This is a genomic window from Pectobacterium wasabiae CFBP 3304 (assembly GCF_001742185.1).
Lineage (GTDB): Bacteria > Pseudomonadota > Gammaproteobacteria > Enterobacterales > Enterobacteriaceae > Pectobacterium > Pectobacterium wasabiae.
Window position 1 is genome coordinate 3136215 of sequence record NZ_CP015750.1, and the last position, 14521, is coordinate 3150735.

Sequence of the window (14521 nt, forward strand, 5' to 3'; positions counted from 1 at the left end):
CACTGGTATTATCGTCTCTATACCTAAAATGGCAGCGCTGTAATCTATTGTCTGACGATGGCATCTGCGATACGAAATGAACAGCAGGTTCTTGATGGGAGTGTGTTAATGCAGGTGTCCATTTTTGGTTATTTATTCATCAGTAATAAATGATTTTATGTCGAAAAATCCCACGGCGTGACCGCATAAAATGAAGTTTATTTGTTAATTTTCAGCATATATCTCTATCGTGTAATTTCTCGCTCTTTTTTGTAAAGCTCATCATTAATTCCATATATGAGTTGTTTTATTTAATTATATTTATTAATTAATAATATGAAAAAATCGAGTGATTATTAAGAATTATCCCTGAATTGTTAAAATTTAATAAATAATGAATCGTATCAATAATTTTTTATTATGGAAAATAATAAGTTATTTATCCTTTTCTGTTGTTTTTTAGTAGTGATTTACTTTGGTTTTGTAGCGTGTTTTTCATTACCCTACTTTTTTTACGTAATAGATTGGTTGAACGTATTAATTTTCAAAGCGGTTTTTAAGATAAATGGCAGTTGTAGAATGTGATCGCATTCAAGTTTTATTTCTCTGTGCCGTTATGGATAGTATAACTATTCTACGCAAAGAGTATTTTATGCTGAAAACGACGCGTTCCCGCATTCTTGCGGCCTGTTCGACCATTGTTGTACTTTCGCTTGTTATTAATACTTTTCTTAATTACACCATAGCCAATAATGCTAATAAGGCATCGATCCAAAATACGCTGGATGCGGTTGCGACCAGCCATACCATAGCGATTAGCGACTGGGTTGCTTCTAAAACGCTGATGATCTCTGCGCTACACGATCGTGCCATAAAGGATGAGGATCCTATCCCACTGTTCAAACAGATAGTGGCATCCGGCGGGTTCCTGAATGTGTATATGGGGTACGCCAACGGCACAGCCAAATTTGCCGATCCTGGCGGTATTCCTGCCGATTACAACCCGACTATCAGGCCTTGGTATCAGCAGGCGGTGAAAGAGGGCAAACCGCTAGCGACTGCGCCGTATGTCGATATGGTGACCAATACGCTGGTGGTTTCTTTTGTCGCTCCCGTGTTGGAAGGCAGTACGGTTAGAGGTGTAGTCGGCAGCGATGTCACGATGAAAAGCGTGATCGAAAACGTAAAGGCTATCAACCCCAGCTCGGGGAGTTTCGGCGTGCTGATCGACCGTAGTGGTACGATCATCGCACACCCGGATGAAAAACTGACGCTGAAGAAGATCACCGACATTGCTCCTGCGATTAATCTGAATGAGGTTCTTTCAGCAAAAAGTGCTCGCGATGTGGATTTTTCTGGGGTGACAAAACTGGTGTTGGCAAAACCGATTGCTGGCACGAACTGGTACATGCTGGTGGCGCTGGATAAAACCGAAGCCACCGCAGGTATGCGTTCACTGCTTTCTACATCGGTCATCACGCTAGTTGTTATCGCGCTGTTGGGAACATTGGTTATTGGCTTCATCATTACCTCTACGCTCAAGCGACTGCTGCAAATCCGTGACGCAATGGATGATATCAGCAACGGTAACAACGACCTGACGCAGCGACTGCCGGATGAAGGACATGATGAAGTGGCGCAAATTGCCCGTGCGTTTAATACCTTCATTGATAAAATCGGCCAGGTAATGATTCAAATTCGCGACATCAGCGCATCGCTTCAGGTGGCAGCGGATGAAATCTCTGCGGGGAATAACGATCTCTCTGCGCGTACCGAAGCATCGGCATCGAGTATTCAGCAAACGGCGGCCTCTCTGGAAGAAATCTCTGCGGCGGTGACGCAATCGGCTGGATCGGCGCAGCAGGTTAATGCCAAAGCGCTGCTGCTGTCGAAAGACGCTAGCACAGGCGGACAAGTGGTGTCCGATGTGATTGTCACGATGGAAGATATCGTGGTTGCGTCCGGTAAAATTGGCGACATCATCGGTGTGATTGATGGCATTGCATTCCAGACTAACATTCTGGCGCTTAATGCTGCGGTTGAGGCGGCGCGAGCTGGCGAACAGGGCCGGGGTTTCGCCGTTGTCGCTGGTGAAGTTCGCAGCCTGGCACAGCGTAGCGCACAGGCCGCAAAAGAAATTAAAGCGTTGATTGAGTCGACTGTCTCTAGCGTGACGTCTGGCTCAGTGCAGGTGCGCCATGCCAGCGACAAGATGAATGAAATTGTCGGTGGCGTGTCCACGGTGACCACTGTGATGTCTGAAATCACCCATGCGGCAGATGAGCAAATGCGTGGCATCAATGAGATCAATAAAGCGGTAGCACAGTTGGATTCGATGGTGCAACAAAACGCCGCGTTAGTGCAGGAGTCTGCCGCTGCGTCGGGCGCGCTGCAATCACAGGCTGAAGAGTTGAACTCTGTTGTTGGACATTTCCGGGTCTAGCGGGTTCAGCCACCAAGGATGTCTTGCCCGCAGCCTGAACGGTTGCGGGCAATCACCGAGAAATTAACGTTGTGCTTCCCCGCCCAACGCTTCAATCAGATTGGCAACTAATGCAGCCAGTTCGCTGGTCATCAAAATGAAATCGGCATCAAACCGCTGAGCAAAATCTTCCCGATCGATATCGTCATTCTGTTCCCGCAGCGTATCTGAGAACTTCAAGCGTTTTACCGAGCCGTCGTCAGACAAGACCAGTTGAATACGCTCCTGCCAGTCCAGTGCCAGCTTGGTGACCAGCTTGCCCGCTTCAATATGCACGGCAATTTCATCACAGACCAAGTCCTGCTTTTTACAGCGGATAACCCCACCGTCTTCCAGAATAGCTTTCAGCTCCGCTTCATCTTGTAACGCGAACCCTGCCGCCGGCTCACCGGAACGCACCCACTCAGTCAGCGTCAGCTCGATGGGGTTTTCCATCGTCAATGGTACAACGGGTAGGGAACCCAGTGTTTTACGCAGCAGCGCCAGCGTGTCCTCTGCTTTTTTAGCGCTGGCAGCATCGACCATAATCAGGCCGTTAACCGTATCGATCCACAGCCAGACCTGACTGAAACGGCTGAATGCACGCGGCAGCAGGCTGTGCAGCACTTCGTCTTTCAGTGAATCTTTTTCGGTTTTTTTCAGCTTGCGGTGCTGCTCTGCTTCCAGACGTTCAATTTTGGCCTGAAGGGTTTGCTTGATGACCGGAGACGGCAGGATTTTTTCTTCTTTGCGAACGCAGATAACGATTTGCCCATTAACGACGTGCGTTAATGCATCGCTATGCGATCCCATTGGCGATACCCAACCCGTTTTCATCATATCCTGACTGCCACACGGGGTGAACGCGAAGGCGCTGAGCCGTTTTTCCATTTCATCCGCAGATAAAACGTTATCCTTGGACAGCGCGCTGTCCCGGCTTAGGCGGTAAATCATTAAGTTTTTAAACCACAACATGGTGTTATCCCTGACTGGGCGCGCAGGTTTGCACGCGGGTTTGTAATGTTGCGCGCATGATAACGAATTCGAAGCCGTAATGTGGAATAAAATACCCGGATTCAGAGGAATACCTATCACGTTTTGGATTGCAGTTGATTGGTTTCTCTGGTTATACCCGCCATACTTCAAGCTGCATGTGCGTTGGCTACGCTACTCGAATTATTTAGGGTATCTATCTATAAATAAAAACGTTTTCAGGTCGGTAGCAAACTTACGCGGGCCTATTTACCACACGTGGGGAGACATCATGAGAATCGGTATCGATCTGGGCGGGACGAAAACAGAAGTCATTGCGCTGGATGACGAGGGGAATGAACGTTTTCGGCAGCGTATGCCGACGCCAAGAAATGATTATCCGGAAACCCTGCGGACTATCGTCACGCTGGTGGAGAGGGCCGAAAAAGCGACGGGCTGCCACAGCAGTGTCGGCGTGGGGATCCCCGGTACGCTGTCGCCGTTTACCGGCAAGGTAAAAAATGCCAACTCCACCTGGCTCAATGGTCAGGCGCTGGATCTTGATCTTGCTGCACTATTGAATCGCCCCGTGCGGGTCGCCAATGATGCGAACTGTTTTGCGGTTTCAGAAGCGGTTGATGGTGCCGGAGCCGGGAAGCAGACCGTCTTCGCAGTGATTATCGGCACTGGCTGTGGATCGGGGATTGCGCTGAACGGCCAGGCTCACGTCGGCGGCAACGGTATTGCGGGTGAGTGGGGACATAATCCGCTGCCCTGGATGGATGACGATGAGATACGCTATCGGCAGACGGTTCCCTGCTACTGCGGCAAGTCCGGCTGCATTGAATCCTTTATTTCCGGTACGGGATTTGCGCGGGATTATCAGAGCCTGAGCGGCCAGCCGCACAAAGGGGAGGCAATTATTGCCTTAGCGGAGCAGGGCGATCCCATCGCCGAACTGGCATTACAGCGCTATGAACATCGTCTGGCAAAATCGCTGGCGCATGTGATCAACCTGCTCGACCCTGATATCGTGGTGCTGGGAGGTGGAATGAGCAATGTTTCTCGCCTTTACCAGACCGTGCCGGAAAAGATCAAACCATGGATCTTCGGCGGTGAGTGCGAAACGCCTGTGCGTCAGGCCATACACGGCGACTCCAGCGGGGTGCGCGGAGCCGCCTGGCTTTGGCCAAAGACGAAGTAATGGCTACACGGCGTACTGCGGCGCTAGCTTGCTGACGCCCAGACCGTTGACTTTCTGCACTTTGATCTGTACCGGAATACGCTCCTTCATGGCGTCGACATGGCTAATGACGCCGATGGTTTTGCCAGAGGCGTTCAGGTTATCCAGCGCATCCAGCGCGATATCCAGCGTCTCGGCATCTAGCGTGCCGAAGCCTTCATCCAGAAATAGAGAGTCGATGCTGGCTTTATGGCTGACCAGGTCGGATAACGCCAGCGCCAGCGATAGACTCACCAGAAAGCTCTCGCCGCCGGACAGCGTGCGCGTATCGCGTTCGGCGTCCGCTTGCCAGGTATCCACCACCAGCAGTTCCAGATCGTCACCGGGTTTTCGCTTCAACATATAGCGTCCGTGCAGACGGGAGAGCTGTAGATTGGCGAGATAAACCAGATGATCCAAGGTGAGCCCTTGAGCAAACTTACGGAATTTATGTCCGCTTTGTGAGCCGATGAGCGTATTAAGACAGCTCCAGTCGTCATACTTTTGCTGACTTTGGGCGATCTCATTGAGCAAATCCTGCTGATTTTGACGCTGTTGTCGATCGTCGTTCAGTTGACGCTGCATTTCTCCCTGCTGTCGCACAGTGAAATGCAGCGTTTCATCCAGCGTTGCCAACTGCTGCTGCACTGCTTCTTGTGTGGCATCTTCCAGCAGAGAAATTGGTCGCTTTTGTTGATGGGCGAGCAGCTCCCGTTCAGCCTGCTGGTGAAGTGCTGTTGCCTGCTGCAAACTCTGATACAGCGTTTCCTTCCATGCCTGCAAGGTCTGTCGTTCCTGCTCGGCAAGCAGCGCATTCAGGAAGGTCGTTTCATCAGTGAAAGCGCTCTGCTGTAAAGCCTGACTAAAGCGTTCGGTCACATTCTCTCGTTGATGTGTGCTCTGCTCATACTGCTGTTGCGTGCTGGCCAGTTCTCCCGTCAGGCGGCTCAACGTGGTTTCAGCCTGCTGACGTGCTAATTGGGCTAACCGGAGCGCATTATCATATTGCTGGCTAGTTCGTTGTAGCTGTTCGCGTACTGCGGCGATTTGCCTGTCGCCGAAAAGCGCCAGTCGTTCCTGCTGATTCGTATTGAGCAGAACGGTGCACTGTTCCAGTTGCTGTTGCTGTACCTGTAATTGCTGCGTTGTCTCGGTCACGCTGTGGCTCAGATACTGAAGATCGCTTTCCAGCGTGGCTAACAGGGGAATTAAGCGGGATTGATCCTGTTCTTTGGCTTTCCAAATTTGCCACTCGCTGTCGCGCTGTGCCAGCCAGTCATCCTGTGCAGCGGCTTCCGGCAGAGGCAGGCTCGTGTTTGCCAGCGTCTGTGTGATTTCCTGAGTGTGCTGAGCGAGCCGTTGCTGCGTATTTTGCTGCGACTGAACGGTGTCTGCCTGCGTATCGTTTAGCGAGGTTTGCTGCTGGGTATTCAGCACGACTTTCTGATCCAGTTCCCGCTGTAATGCTTCTGCAACCGTCAGTGAATCCTTACTTTCCTGCCACTGTTTTTGCAACTGCTCGTGTGCGGTAATGTGCTGTCGAATGTCCTGCTCTTCGGTCTCGCGTTGCGTAAGCCAGGCTGAGGTTTCATTCTGCTGTTCCAGCGTGTAGTTAACTTGTAAGCGCTCACTGACATCTTGCCACTGTTGCCGCAGGATTTGATGTTCGCTATCGAGTTGTGCGATTTCCTGTTGCAACTGTTCCCGCTGCTGCTCCAGCGAGGCTAGTTGTGCGGTCGTATTCGCCAACGCCGTTGTTAACTGTTTCACGTCCTGCTGTCGTGCCGTCAGGCGCTTTTGGGTTTCAGACGGTTGTAACGCCTGATAGCGTTCAATCGCCGGATGCTCGGTTGAGCCGCACAGTGGGCACGCTTCTCCGGCCTGTAGCCGCTGCCTTTCGGCTTCCAGCCTAACGATACGTTCTTCCTGCCGGTACAGTGTTTCCAGATCGGCCAGATGCTGGCTGCGCTGCTCATGATCGGACTGCTGCTGTTTTCGTAATATTTCTGATTGGTTGATAAGCCCCTGTATCTCACTTTGTCTGGCGAAGTGCTGCTGCTTACGGGGATGAAGGCGCTGGAACTGGTCGCTGGCTGTTGCGAGCTGTCGGCGTGCGGCTCGTTGATCGATGAGTTGATTAAACCGCTGATGCAGGGCTGCAAGCGGCTGATGCGCTTCCTGATTTTTCCGTGTCTCATCGTGTTGTATGAATTGCTGGCGGGCTGCATCAACGACCGTTTGTTGTTCACGCTGCTGTGCCGTCAACGTTGCTGCCGCCTGTTGGAGCGCTGCCGCTTGTTCGGCATGTTGCGTCTGCTTTTGGCTCAGCTTCTGCTGCTCGTCCTGAAGCTGGCGCAATTGTCGAAACTGTGTGCGCCACAGAGGAAGTTGTTCTCCCCACTGCTGATGATGTGCGTGTTGCTGGCGATAAGCTTGAATCTGTTCAAGCAGTTGTTTGGCCTGCTGTTGTTCCGCCGCTATCTGCGTTTGCTTGTTTTCATCGGCACGCAGACGAATTTGCATTTTTGCCACTTCGTCCTGCTGCTGGGCTTTTTGTTGCTCCTGCGTGGCAATACGATGGTCAAGCGGTACAACCTGTTCATTGATCAACAACTCTTGTTGCTGTTGTATCTGTTTGTGCTGAATAACGTCCTGCTCTGCTTTCTCTTCCTGCTGGCGTAACGTTGTCAGCGCAGTGTGCCCAGAGGCCTGCTCCCCTGCCAGTTGTTCAATCTGTTGAGCGAGCGCAAGGGATTCCTGTCGATAACGTTCTCGTTCCTGATGTAACGGTCTCAGTTTTTCTGCCGGTTCGCTGTTGGCTAGCCTATCGAGTTGCGGCTTGGCCTGCTGAATGGCGGATTCGGCGCTCGCGTGTTGCGCCTGCGTGTTGGTTAGTTGCGTTTGCTGCTGCGTCAGTTGCTCAAACCAGCGCAGCGTAGTCAGTGCTTGCTCACGCTCAATGTTGCCCTGTTGCTCATGCTGAGTCAGTTCGGCAAGCTGGACTTCCACCTGCTGGCGCTGCTCATCGGTCAACAACTGAATACCTGATGCGCGTGCCTGTAGCGTGCTCAACGCGATGTTTGCCTGTTTGTGCTTGTCATAGACGCGCTCGGAAATCAGGCCGTAAATGTCCGTGCCGGTTAGCTCTTCCAGCAGTTCCGCCCGGTCGTCGGCTTTCGCGTTAAGGAAGGCGGCAAACTGCCCCTGCGATAGCATCATAGAACGCGTGAAACGGCCAAAGTCTAACCCTGTGAGCTGTGTGATCATCTCCTTCTTATCATTGAGCTTTTCACACAGAATCTTGCCGCCTTCAATAAGAGCAAGCTCGGCTTTGGGGGACTGTAAATTGCCGTCTGGGATATTTCTTGCCCGACGTTGGCTCCAGAAGGCGCGGTATCCCACGCCTTTAACCTCAAATTCTACCTCGGCGAGACACTCTGCTGTGTTGCGGGTCATTAGATCATTTTGGCTGGCAGAAAGCAGACCCAAGCGAGGCGTTTCGTGGTATAGCGCCAGACAAATGGCATCCAGCAGCGTGGTTTTTCCTGCTCCGGTTGGGCCAGTAATGGCAAACAAGCCGTTGCTGGAAAATGGCTCTTGTGTGAAGTCGATCTTCCATTCGCCTTTCAGCGCGTTGAGGTTCTTTAAGCGCAGACTGAGAATTTTCATTTGGCAGGTTCGCTATTTTCTAGTTCATTAATAACCTGATTAAACAGCGTGCGAACGCGCTGTTGGCGACCGTCTTCCATGTCTTTTTCCGTTGCCAGACGACGTTCAAAAACGTCATGTACGCTTAATTCGTTCAGCGTTTCCTTGTCCTGACGGGTAATGGCCTGCAAACGCTGTTCGCGCGTGCGGCGTAGCAGAAGTACCTCAACGGGCAGGTGTTCGGTCATCGCCTGAATGCGTTTTTGCATGTCGCTCAGATAATCCTGCGTGCTGAGCTCGATATCCAACCACATGGGCTTATCGCCCAGATAGTTCTGGAAGGTGGCCAGTTGCTGTTCAATATCGCTCAGGCTGCCTTTAATCAACTGCATCGGTTGAGTCACGGGAATAGGCAGCGTGTCTATCTTCGGCGGTGCATCGGGTATAAAACTGACCAGACAAACGGATTTCTCGCTGCCGAGCTCATCAAAACTCAGTGGGATTGGGGATCCGCTATAGCGAATGTGATCACTTTTGGTTACGCGTTGCGGGCGGTGAATATGCCCCAACGCGATATAATCCGCAGGGGGGAAAGCCTGAGCAGGGAAAGCATCAAGTGTGCCAATGTAGATATCGCGCACGGATTCTGAGGCGGTTGCGCCAATCGTCGTCAGATGCCCGGTTGCAATAATCGGTAGTGGCAGGCCAAGGGCATCGCGCTTTTGGCAAGCCAGTTGATAACACTGCTGATAGTGCGCGGTAATCGCTTCCTGTAGCGCTAGCTGTTTTTCATCACCGGATTGTCCGGCTTTGCTGGTTAGCACATCACGTGGGCGCAAATAGGGAATGGCGCAGAGCAGGGCACCGGGCTGCTGCTGGCGGTTTTCCAGCAGAAGCACCTGTTGGGCGAGATCGTCGCTGGCGCAGGCAATCACCCGCGTGTTCAGACAGGCCAGCAAATCGCGCGATTCGTTCAGCACCGAGACCGAGTCGTGGTTGCCGCCGAGAACGATGAGTTGGCAGCCTGTGCGCTGTAGTTCCACTACGAAGCTATAATACATTTCTCGCGCATAGCTGGGGGGCGAGCCGTTATCGAAGATATCGCCAGCCACTATAATGGCATCGACCTGATGTTGATCCACCTGAGTGATAAGCCAGTGAAGAAACGCCTGATGTTCAGCAGCGCGACTTTTGGTATAAAAATATTGCCCTAAATGCCAATCGGCGGTGTGGATAATGCGCATCGTGTTCTCTCGATCTTCATGCCGCGTGGCGTTGGATGACGTTATCATTATCCATTATGTGGCACGGTGCATCGTTGCTATGGTGTTTTGTCATCGTAATGCCATGATTATATATAGCAGGGATGATGGCTGTCGCGCTGGGATCGCGAGTTTGGAAAGCGGTTCGAAAAATCGGATGTACGCACTGTAACATCGTGCGACGAGGGAGGTTTGTTTTTCATAAATCTGTCATAAAACTGACGCATAATGCCTTTCGCCTGCTAACAGCGACGATGATTAACGACAGGATTAACAATGGCAAAACGCATATTAGTCGTGGAAGATGAAGCACCAATTCGTGAAATGGTCTGCTTTGTACTGGAACAAAATGGGTACCAACCAGTGGAAGCCGAAGATTATGACAGCGCGGTAACGCAACTGTCGGAGCCGTTCCCAGAGCTGGTGTTATTGGACTGGATGCTGCCAGGAGGATCGGGCCTGCAATTCATCAAGCATATGAAGCGCGAAGCGCTGACGCGTGATATTCCGGTAATGATGTTGACCGCGCGTGGCGAAGAAGAAGACCGCGTGCGCGGGCTTGAAGTGGGAGCGGATGATTACATTACCAAGCCGTTTTCGCCTAAGGAGCTGGTGGCGCGCATTAAAGCAGTGATGCGCCGAATTTCACCGATGGCGGTGGAAGAAGTGATTGAAATGCGTGGTCTGAGCCTCGATCCTTCCTCTCATCGCGTGACGACCGAAGAGCACGCGTTGGACATGGGTCCGACGGAATTTAAACTGCTGCATTTCTTCATGACACATCCTGAACGTGTTTATAGCCGGGAACAGTTGCTGAATCACGTGTGGGGCACTAACGTTTATGTTGAGGATCGTACTGTCGACGTCCATATTCGTCGCCTGCGTAAAGCGCTGGAAACCAGCGGGCATGACAAAATGGTGCAAACCGTTCGGGGAACGGGCTACCGTTTTTCAACGCGTTACTGAGGTGAGCGTGACCGGAGAAACACTAACGTGCTAGAACGTTTATCCTGGAAAAGGCTGGCATTGGAGCTAGCTTTTTTTTGTTTGCCCGCTTTATTGCTGGGGCTGATTTTTGGCTATCTGCCCTGGTTTCTGCTGGTTGCCGTATTAGGCCTACTCTGCTGGAATTTTTATAACCAGCTTAAACTCTCTTATTGGCTGTGGGTTGACCGCAGCATGACGCCACCGCCTGGCCGCTGGAGCTGGGAGCCGCTGTTTTACGGGCTCTATCAGATGCAGTTGCGTAATCGACGCCGACGTCGGGAGCTGGCGCTGCTGATCAAACGGTTTCGTAGTGGTGCCGAATCCTTGCCGGATGCGGTGGTGATCACCACCGAAGAGGGGACGATCTTCTGGTGTAATCACCTGGCGCAGCATCTGCTCAATTTCCGCTGGCCGGAAGATAACGGTCAGAATATCCTCAACTTATTGCGCTATCCTGAATTCACTAATTACATGAAAGGGCAAGATTTTAGCCGTCCTCTCACGTTGCAGTTGAATAATTCTCATCATGTTGAATTCCGCGTGATGCCCTATTCCGAAGGGCAACTGCTAATGGTGGTGCGCGATATTACGCAAATGCACCAGCTTGAAGGCGCAAGACGTAACTTTTTTGCCAATGTGAGCCATGAGTTGCGAACCCCGCTGACGGTGTTACAGGGCTATCTGGAAATGATGCAAGAAGAAACGCTGGATGCGGCGCTGCGCGGGAAGGCGTTGAATACCATGCAGGAACAGACCCGGCGCATGGACGGGCTGGTCAAACAGTTGCTTACCCTGTCCCGGATTGAAGCAGCGACGGCAATCGATCTGAATGAAAAAGTCGATATTCCGTTGATGCTACGCGTATTGCAGCGTGAAGCGCAGACCTTGAGTCAGGGGCGGCATGAGATCGTCTTTCGTGTGAATGAAAATCTCCGGGTGTTTGGTAACGAGGAACAACTGCGCAGCGCGGTATCCAATCTGGTGTATAACGCGGTCAACCATACGCCGGAGGGAACGCGTATCGAAGTCTGTTGGCAGAAGATCCCACAGGGGGCGCAATTTCAGGTCAGCGATAACGGGCCGGGGATTGCAGCCGAGCACTTGCCACGCCTGACTGAACGTTTTTATCGCGTGGATAAGGCGCGTTCGCGACAGACGGGCGGTAGCGGGCTGGGGCTGGCGATTGTTAAGCACGCGCTCAGCCATCATGATTCCCGTCTGGAGATCATGAGCGAGGACGGCCTGGGATCGCGTTTTGTCTTTACGTTGCCAAATCGGTTGATTGTCCCTACCTCTGTGGCTGAAAATATGGCGAAACCTTCGGCCTGACGGAAAACGTTATTCATGATATCCGCCATACGTATTGCGGGCGCTTTTTTACTGCTGCTTAGCGCATTTTGCTCCGCGCAACCTCGTCAAATGCTGGCGGGTAACCTCTCCAGCGCGGGGTCGGATACGCTGGCTAACCTGATGGCCTTTTGGGCGACGGATTTCAGCCAGCATTATCCGAACGTGAATTTACAGATTCAGGCTGCTGGTTCATCGTCTGCGCCGACGTCTCTGGCGTCGGGTGCCGCACAACTCGGGCCGATGAGTAGGGCGATGAAGGCCAGCGAAATTGAGGCGTTTGTTCAGCACTACGGTTATCCACCGCTGGCGGTGCCGGTGGCGATGGATGCGCTTGTCGTGCTGGTGAATCAGGATAACCCTCTGTCTGGGCTGAACTTGTCACAGTTGGACGCCATTTTTTCGATTACGCAACGCTGTGGTAACCAGCAACCGATAAAACAGTGGGGTGACCTCGGCTTACGCGGTAGTTGGGAGAAACGCACGTTACTGCGCTATGGGCGAAATTCTGCCTCGGGAACCTATGGATTCTTTAAACAAAAAGCACTATGCCGCGGTGACTTCCTTCCTCAAGTTAATGAATTACCTAGTTCGGCATCCGTTGTGCAGGCGGTTGCAGCATCAACGGATGCGATCGGTTATGCCAGCGTGGGTTTTCGTACCAGCGGTGTGAAGATGTTGCCGTTAGCCGCACAAGGCACCGACTACATTTCCCCTTCGACTGAAAACATCCGCAGCGGTTTATATCCCTACACCCGTTATCTCTATATCTATGTCAACAAAGCACCCGGACAACCGCTGGAAGCACTGACGGCGGCATTTTTGGCACGCGTGCTGTCCGAAACGGGACAATCGTTGGTGAATCAAGATGGCTATCTGCCGCTGCCGGAAGAAACGCGTCGTCAGGCGCGTCAGCAGATTGGTCTGCCTGAATAACTTTTCTTCTCATCATGGATTTGCGCTATTTTCACGGAACATGAATTTTATTCACGTGCCGTGAAAATTCTTCTATTGCCCTGCGATTCGCCACGTGACACGATATTGTTAAATTTAGACGTCCAGATGGCTAAATAAGATTAAATGTAACTATCCCTCTGGGCAAATATTTCACATTGAAACTATATGTCAGTACGCTTCTTTCTTGAAGACGAGTGCTGGCAACATGTCAGGAGCGACAGATGGCGAATACCTTATCCCCTTTCCGTGCCGATATCGTCGGCAGTTTCTTGCGTCCAGCAGCGATTAAGCAGGCACGTCTTCAGCATCAAGCAGGCGAGATTGATGCTGCCGCGCTGCGCAACATTGAAGATCGTGAGATTCTGCGGGTGGTAGAAAAGCAGCGTGAAGCTGGCTTGCAGATAGTGACGGATGGTGAGTTGCGTCGTTCCTGGTGGCACTTTGACTTCTTTGCTGATTTGCACGGCGTAGAGCGCTATGAAGCTGACCACGGTATTCAATTCAACGGCATTCAGACCAAATCCCATGCGATTCGTGTCGTGGATAAAGTGAGTTTTAACCCTCAGCACCCGATGCTCGACCATTTTCGCTACCTGAACAGCATTTCTGGCGATGCCGTCGCTAAAATGACGATTCCTAGCCCTAGCGTGATGCATTTTCGCGGTGGACGAAAAGCGATTGATGCGACGGTTTACCCCGATCTGGCCGCCTACTTCGACGATTTGGCGCAAACCTGGCGCGACGCGATCCACGCATTTTATGACGCTGGCTGCCGCTTCCTGCAATTGGATGACACCGTGTGGGCCTACCTGTGCTCTGACGATCAAAAACGTCAGATCCGTGAGCGTGGCGAAGATCCAGACCAACTGGCTCGGACCTATGCTGATGTCCTGAACAAAGCCTTGGCTGATAAACCTGCCGATCTGGTTATCGGTTTACACGTATGTCGCGGTAATTTCCGTTCGACCTGGATTTCTGAAGGTGGGTATGAGCCTGTTGCAGAAATTCTGTTTGGTGAAGTGAATGTCGATGCATTTTTCCTGGAATACGATACTGAGCGTGCGGGTGGATTTGAGCCGCTGCGTTTTGTGAAGCCGGGCCATCAGCAGGTTGTGCTGGGACTGATCACCACGAAGAACGGCGAGTTGGAAGAGGCTGAAGTGGTGCAGGCACGCATCGCGGAAGCGGCAAAGTATGTCGATCTCAGCCAGATTTGCCTGAGCCCGCAGTGTGGTTTTGCGTCAACGGAAGAGGGCAATAGCCTGACGGAAGAGCAACAGTGGAATAAGTTGAAGCTTGTCGTGGATATCGCTAATCGCGTGTGGTAACACCGATGAAGTAACCTTATTTTCATAATGGGATATACAGAGGCTGGATCATTCGATCCGGCCTTTTTTGTGGCTGTTATCCTGCTTTCTACCTGCGACGTTTTTGTGCAATATGTTTTTTTTATGATCGAACAACGCATTTTATGCCGTTTTTTATCAGTTTTATTGCAATGAAATATCGATAAATGCGCAAATCATGTGTTATGCAAATCATGATAAACCAATTTATATTCTTATTTTTTAGTATAAGTAGGATAGATACTCTGGTTTTTAGATCTCTGCTTGTCTTTTTACGCTATAAACGGTTTACTTAGCACCCAATATGGCTGTGCAAAAAATAACTCCTCTATACTCGTCA

General features: G+C 51.4%; 9 protein-coding genes. 6 read left to right on the forward strand and 3 right to left on the reverse strand.

All coding sequences use genetic code 11. The annotated features are described in order from the left end of the window. Positions 1 to 631: 631 nt before the first annotated feature. On the forward strand, positions 632 to 2422 hold the full coding sequence (locus tag A7983_RS14165) for a methyl-accepting chemotaxis protein (RefSeq protein WP_005975975.1): 1791 nt from the start codon (positions 632 to 634) through the stop codon (positions 2420 to 2422). Positions 2423 to 2485: 63 nt separating this feature from the next. On the opposite strand, the gene rdgC is transcribed toward A7983_RS14165, so the two are convergent. Next, a complete protein-coding gene (gene rdgC, locus A7983_RS14170) occupies positions 2486 to 3415 on the reverse strand; it encodes a recombination-associated protein RdgC (protein WP_005975977.1) in 930 nt (309 codons plus the stop codon). 289 nt (positions 3416 to 3704) lie between these two features. Between rdgC and mak the strand changes: the two genes are divergently transcribed. Then, positions 3705 to 4616, forward strand: a complete 912-nt coding sequence (gene mak, locus A7983_RS14175) for a fructokinase (protein WP_005975978.1) — start codon at positions 3705 to 3707, stop codon at positions 4614 to 4616. A 3-nt stretch (positions 4617 to 4619) separates the two neighbouring features. Here the strand turns inward: mak and A7983_RS14180 are convergent, their stop codons facing one another. Beyond that, a complete protein-coding gene (locus tag A7983_RS14180; protein WP_005975979.1) occupies positions 4620 to 8303 on the reverse strand; it encodes an AAA family ATPase in 3684 nt (1227 codons plus the stop codon). Beyond that, positions 8300 to 9526: an exonuclease subunit SbcD gene (gene sbcD, locus A7983_RS14185; RefSeq protein ID WP_005975980.1), complete on the reverse strand. Its 1227-nt coding sequence runs from the start codon at positions 9524 to 9526 to the stop codon at positions 8300 to 8302. Before sbcD ends, A7983_RS14180 begins: the two co-directional genes overlap by 4 nt. Positions 9527 to 9820: 294 nt before the next feature. Between sbcD and phoB the strand changes: the two genes are divergently transcribed. The 4 genes from phoB to A7983_RS14205 all read left to right on the forward strand — a co-directional run bounded on the left by phoB (position 9821) and on the right by A7983_RS14205 (position 14163). Further along, positions 9821 to 10510 carry a phosphate response regulator transcription factor PhoB gene (gene phoB, locus A7983_RS14190; RefSeq protein WP_005975981.1) on the forward strand — a complete coding sequence of 230 codons (690 nt, stop codon included), beginning with the start codon at positions 9821 to 9823 and terminating at the stop codon, positions 10508 to 10510. A 27-nt stretch (positions 10511 to 10537) separates the two neighbouring features. Then, entirely contained in the window at positions 10538 to 11860 is a 1323-nt protein-coding gene (gene phoR / locus A7983_RS14195; RefSeq protein ID WP_005975982.1) for a phosphate regulon sensor histidine kinase PhoR, read from the forward strand. A 15-nt stretch (positions 11861 to 11875) separates the two neighbouring features. Further along, positions 11876 to 12814 carry a PstS family phosphate ABC transporter substrate-binding protein gene (locus A7983_RS14200; RefSeq protein ID WP_005975984.1) on the forward strand — a complete coding sequence of 313 codons (939 nt, stop codon included), beginning with the start codon at positions 11876 to 11878 and terminating at the stop codon, positions 12812 to 12814. Positions 12815 to 13056: 242 nt separating this feature from the next. After that, complete coding sequence (locus A7983_RS14205; RefSeq protein WP_005975985.1) at positions 13057 to 14163, forward strand: cobalamin-independent methionine synthase II family protein; 1107 nt, start codon at positions 13057 to 13059, stop codon at positions 14161 to 14163. Positions 14164 to 14521 lie beyond the last annotated feature (358 nt).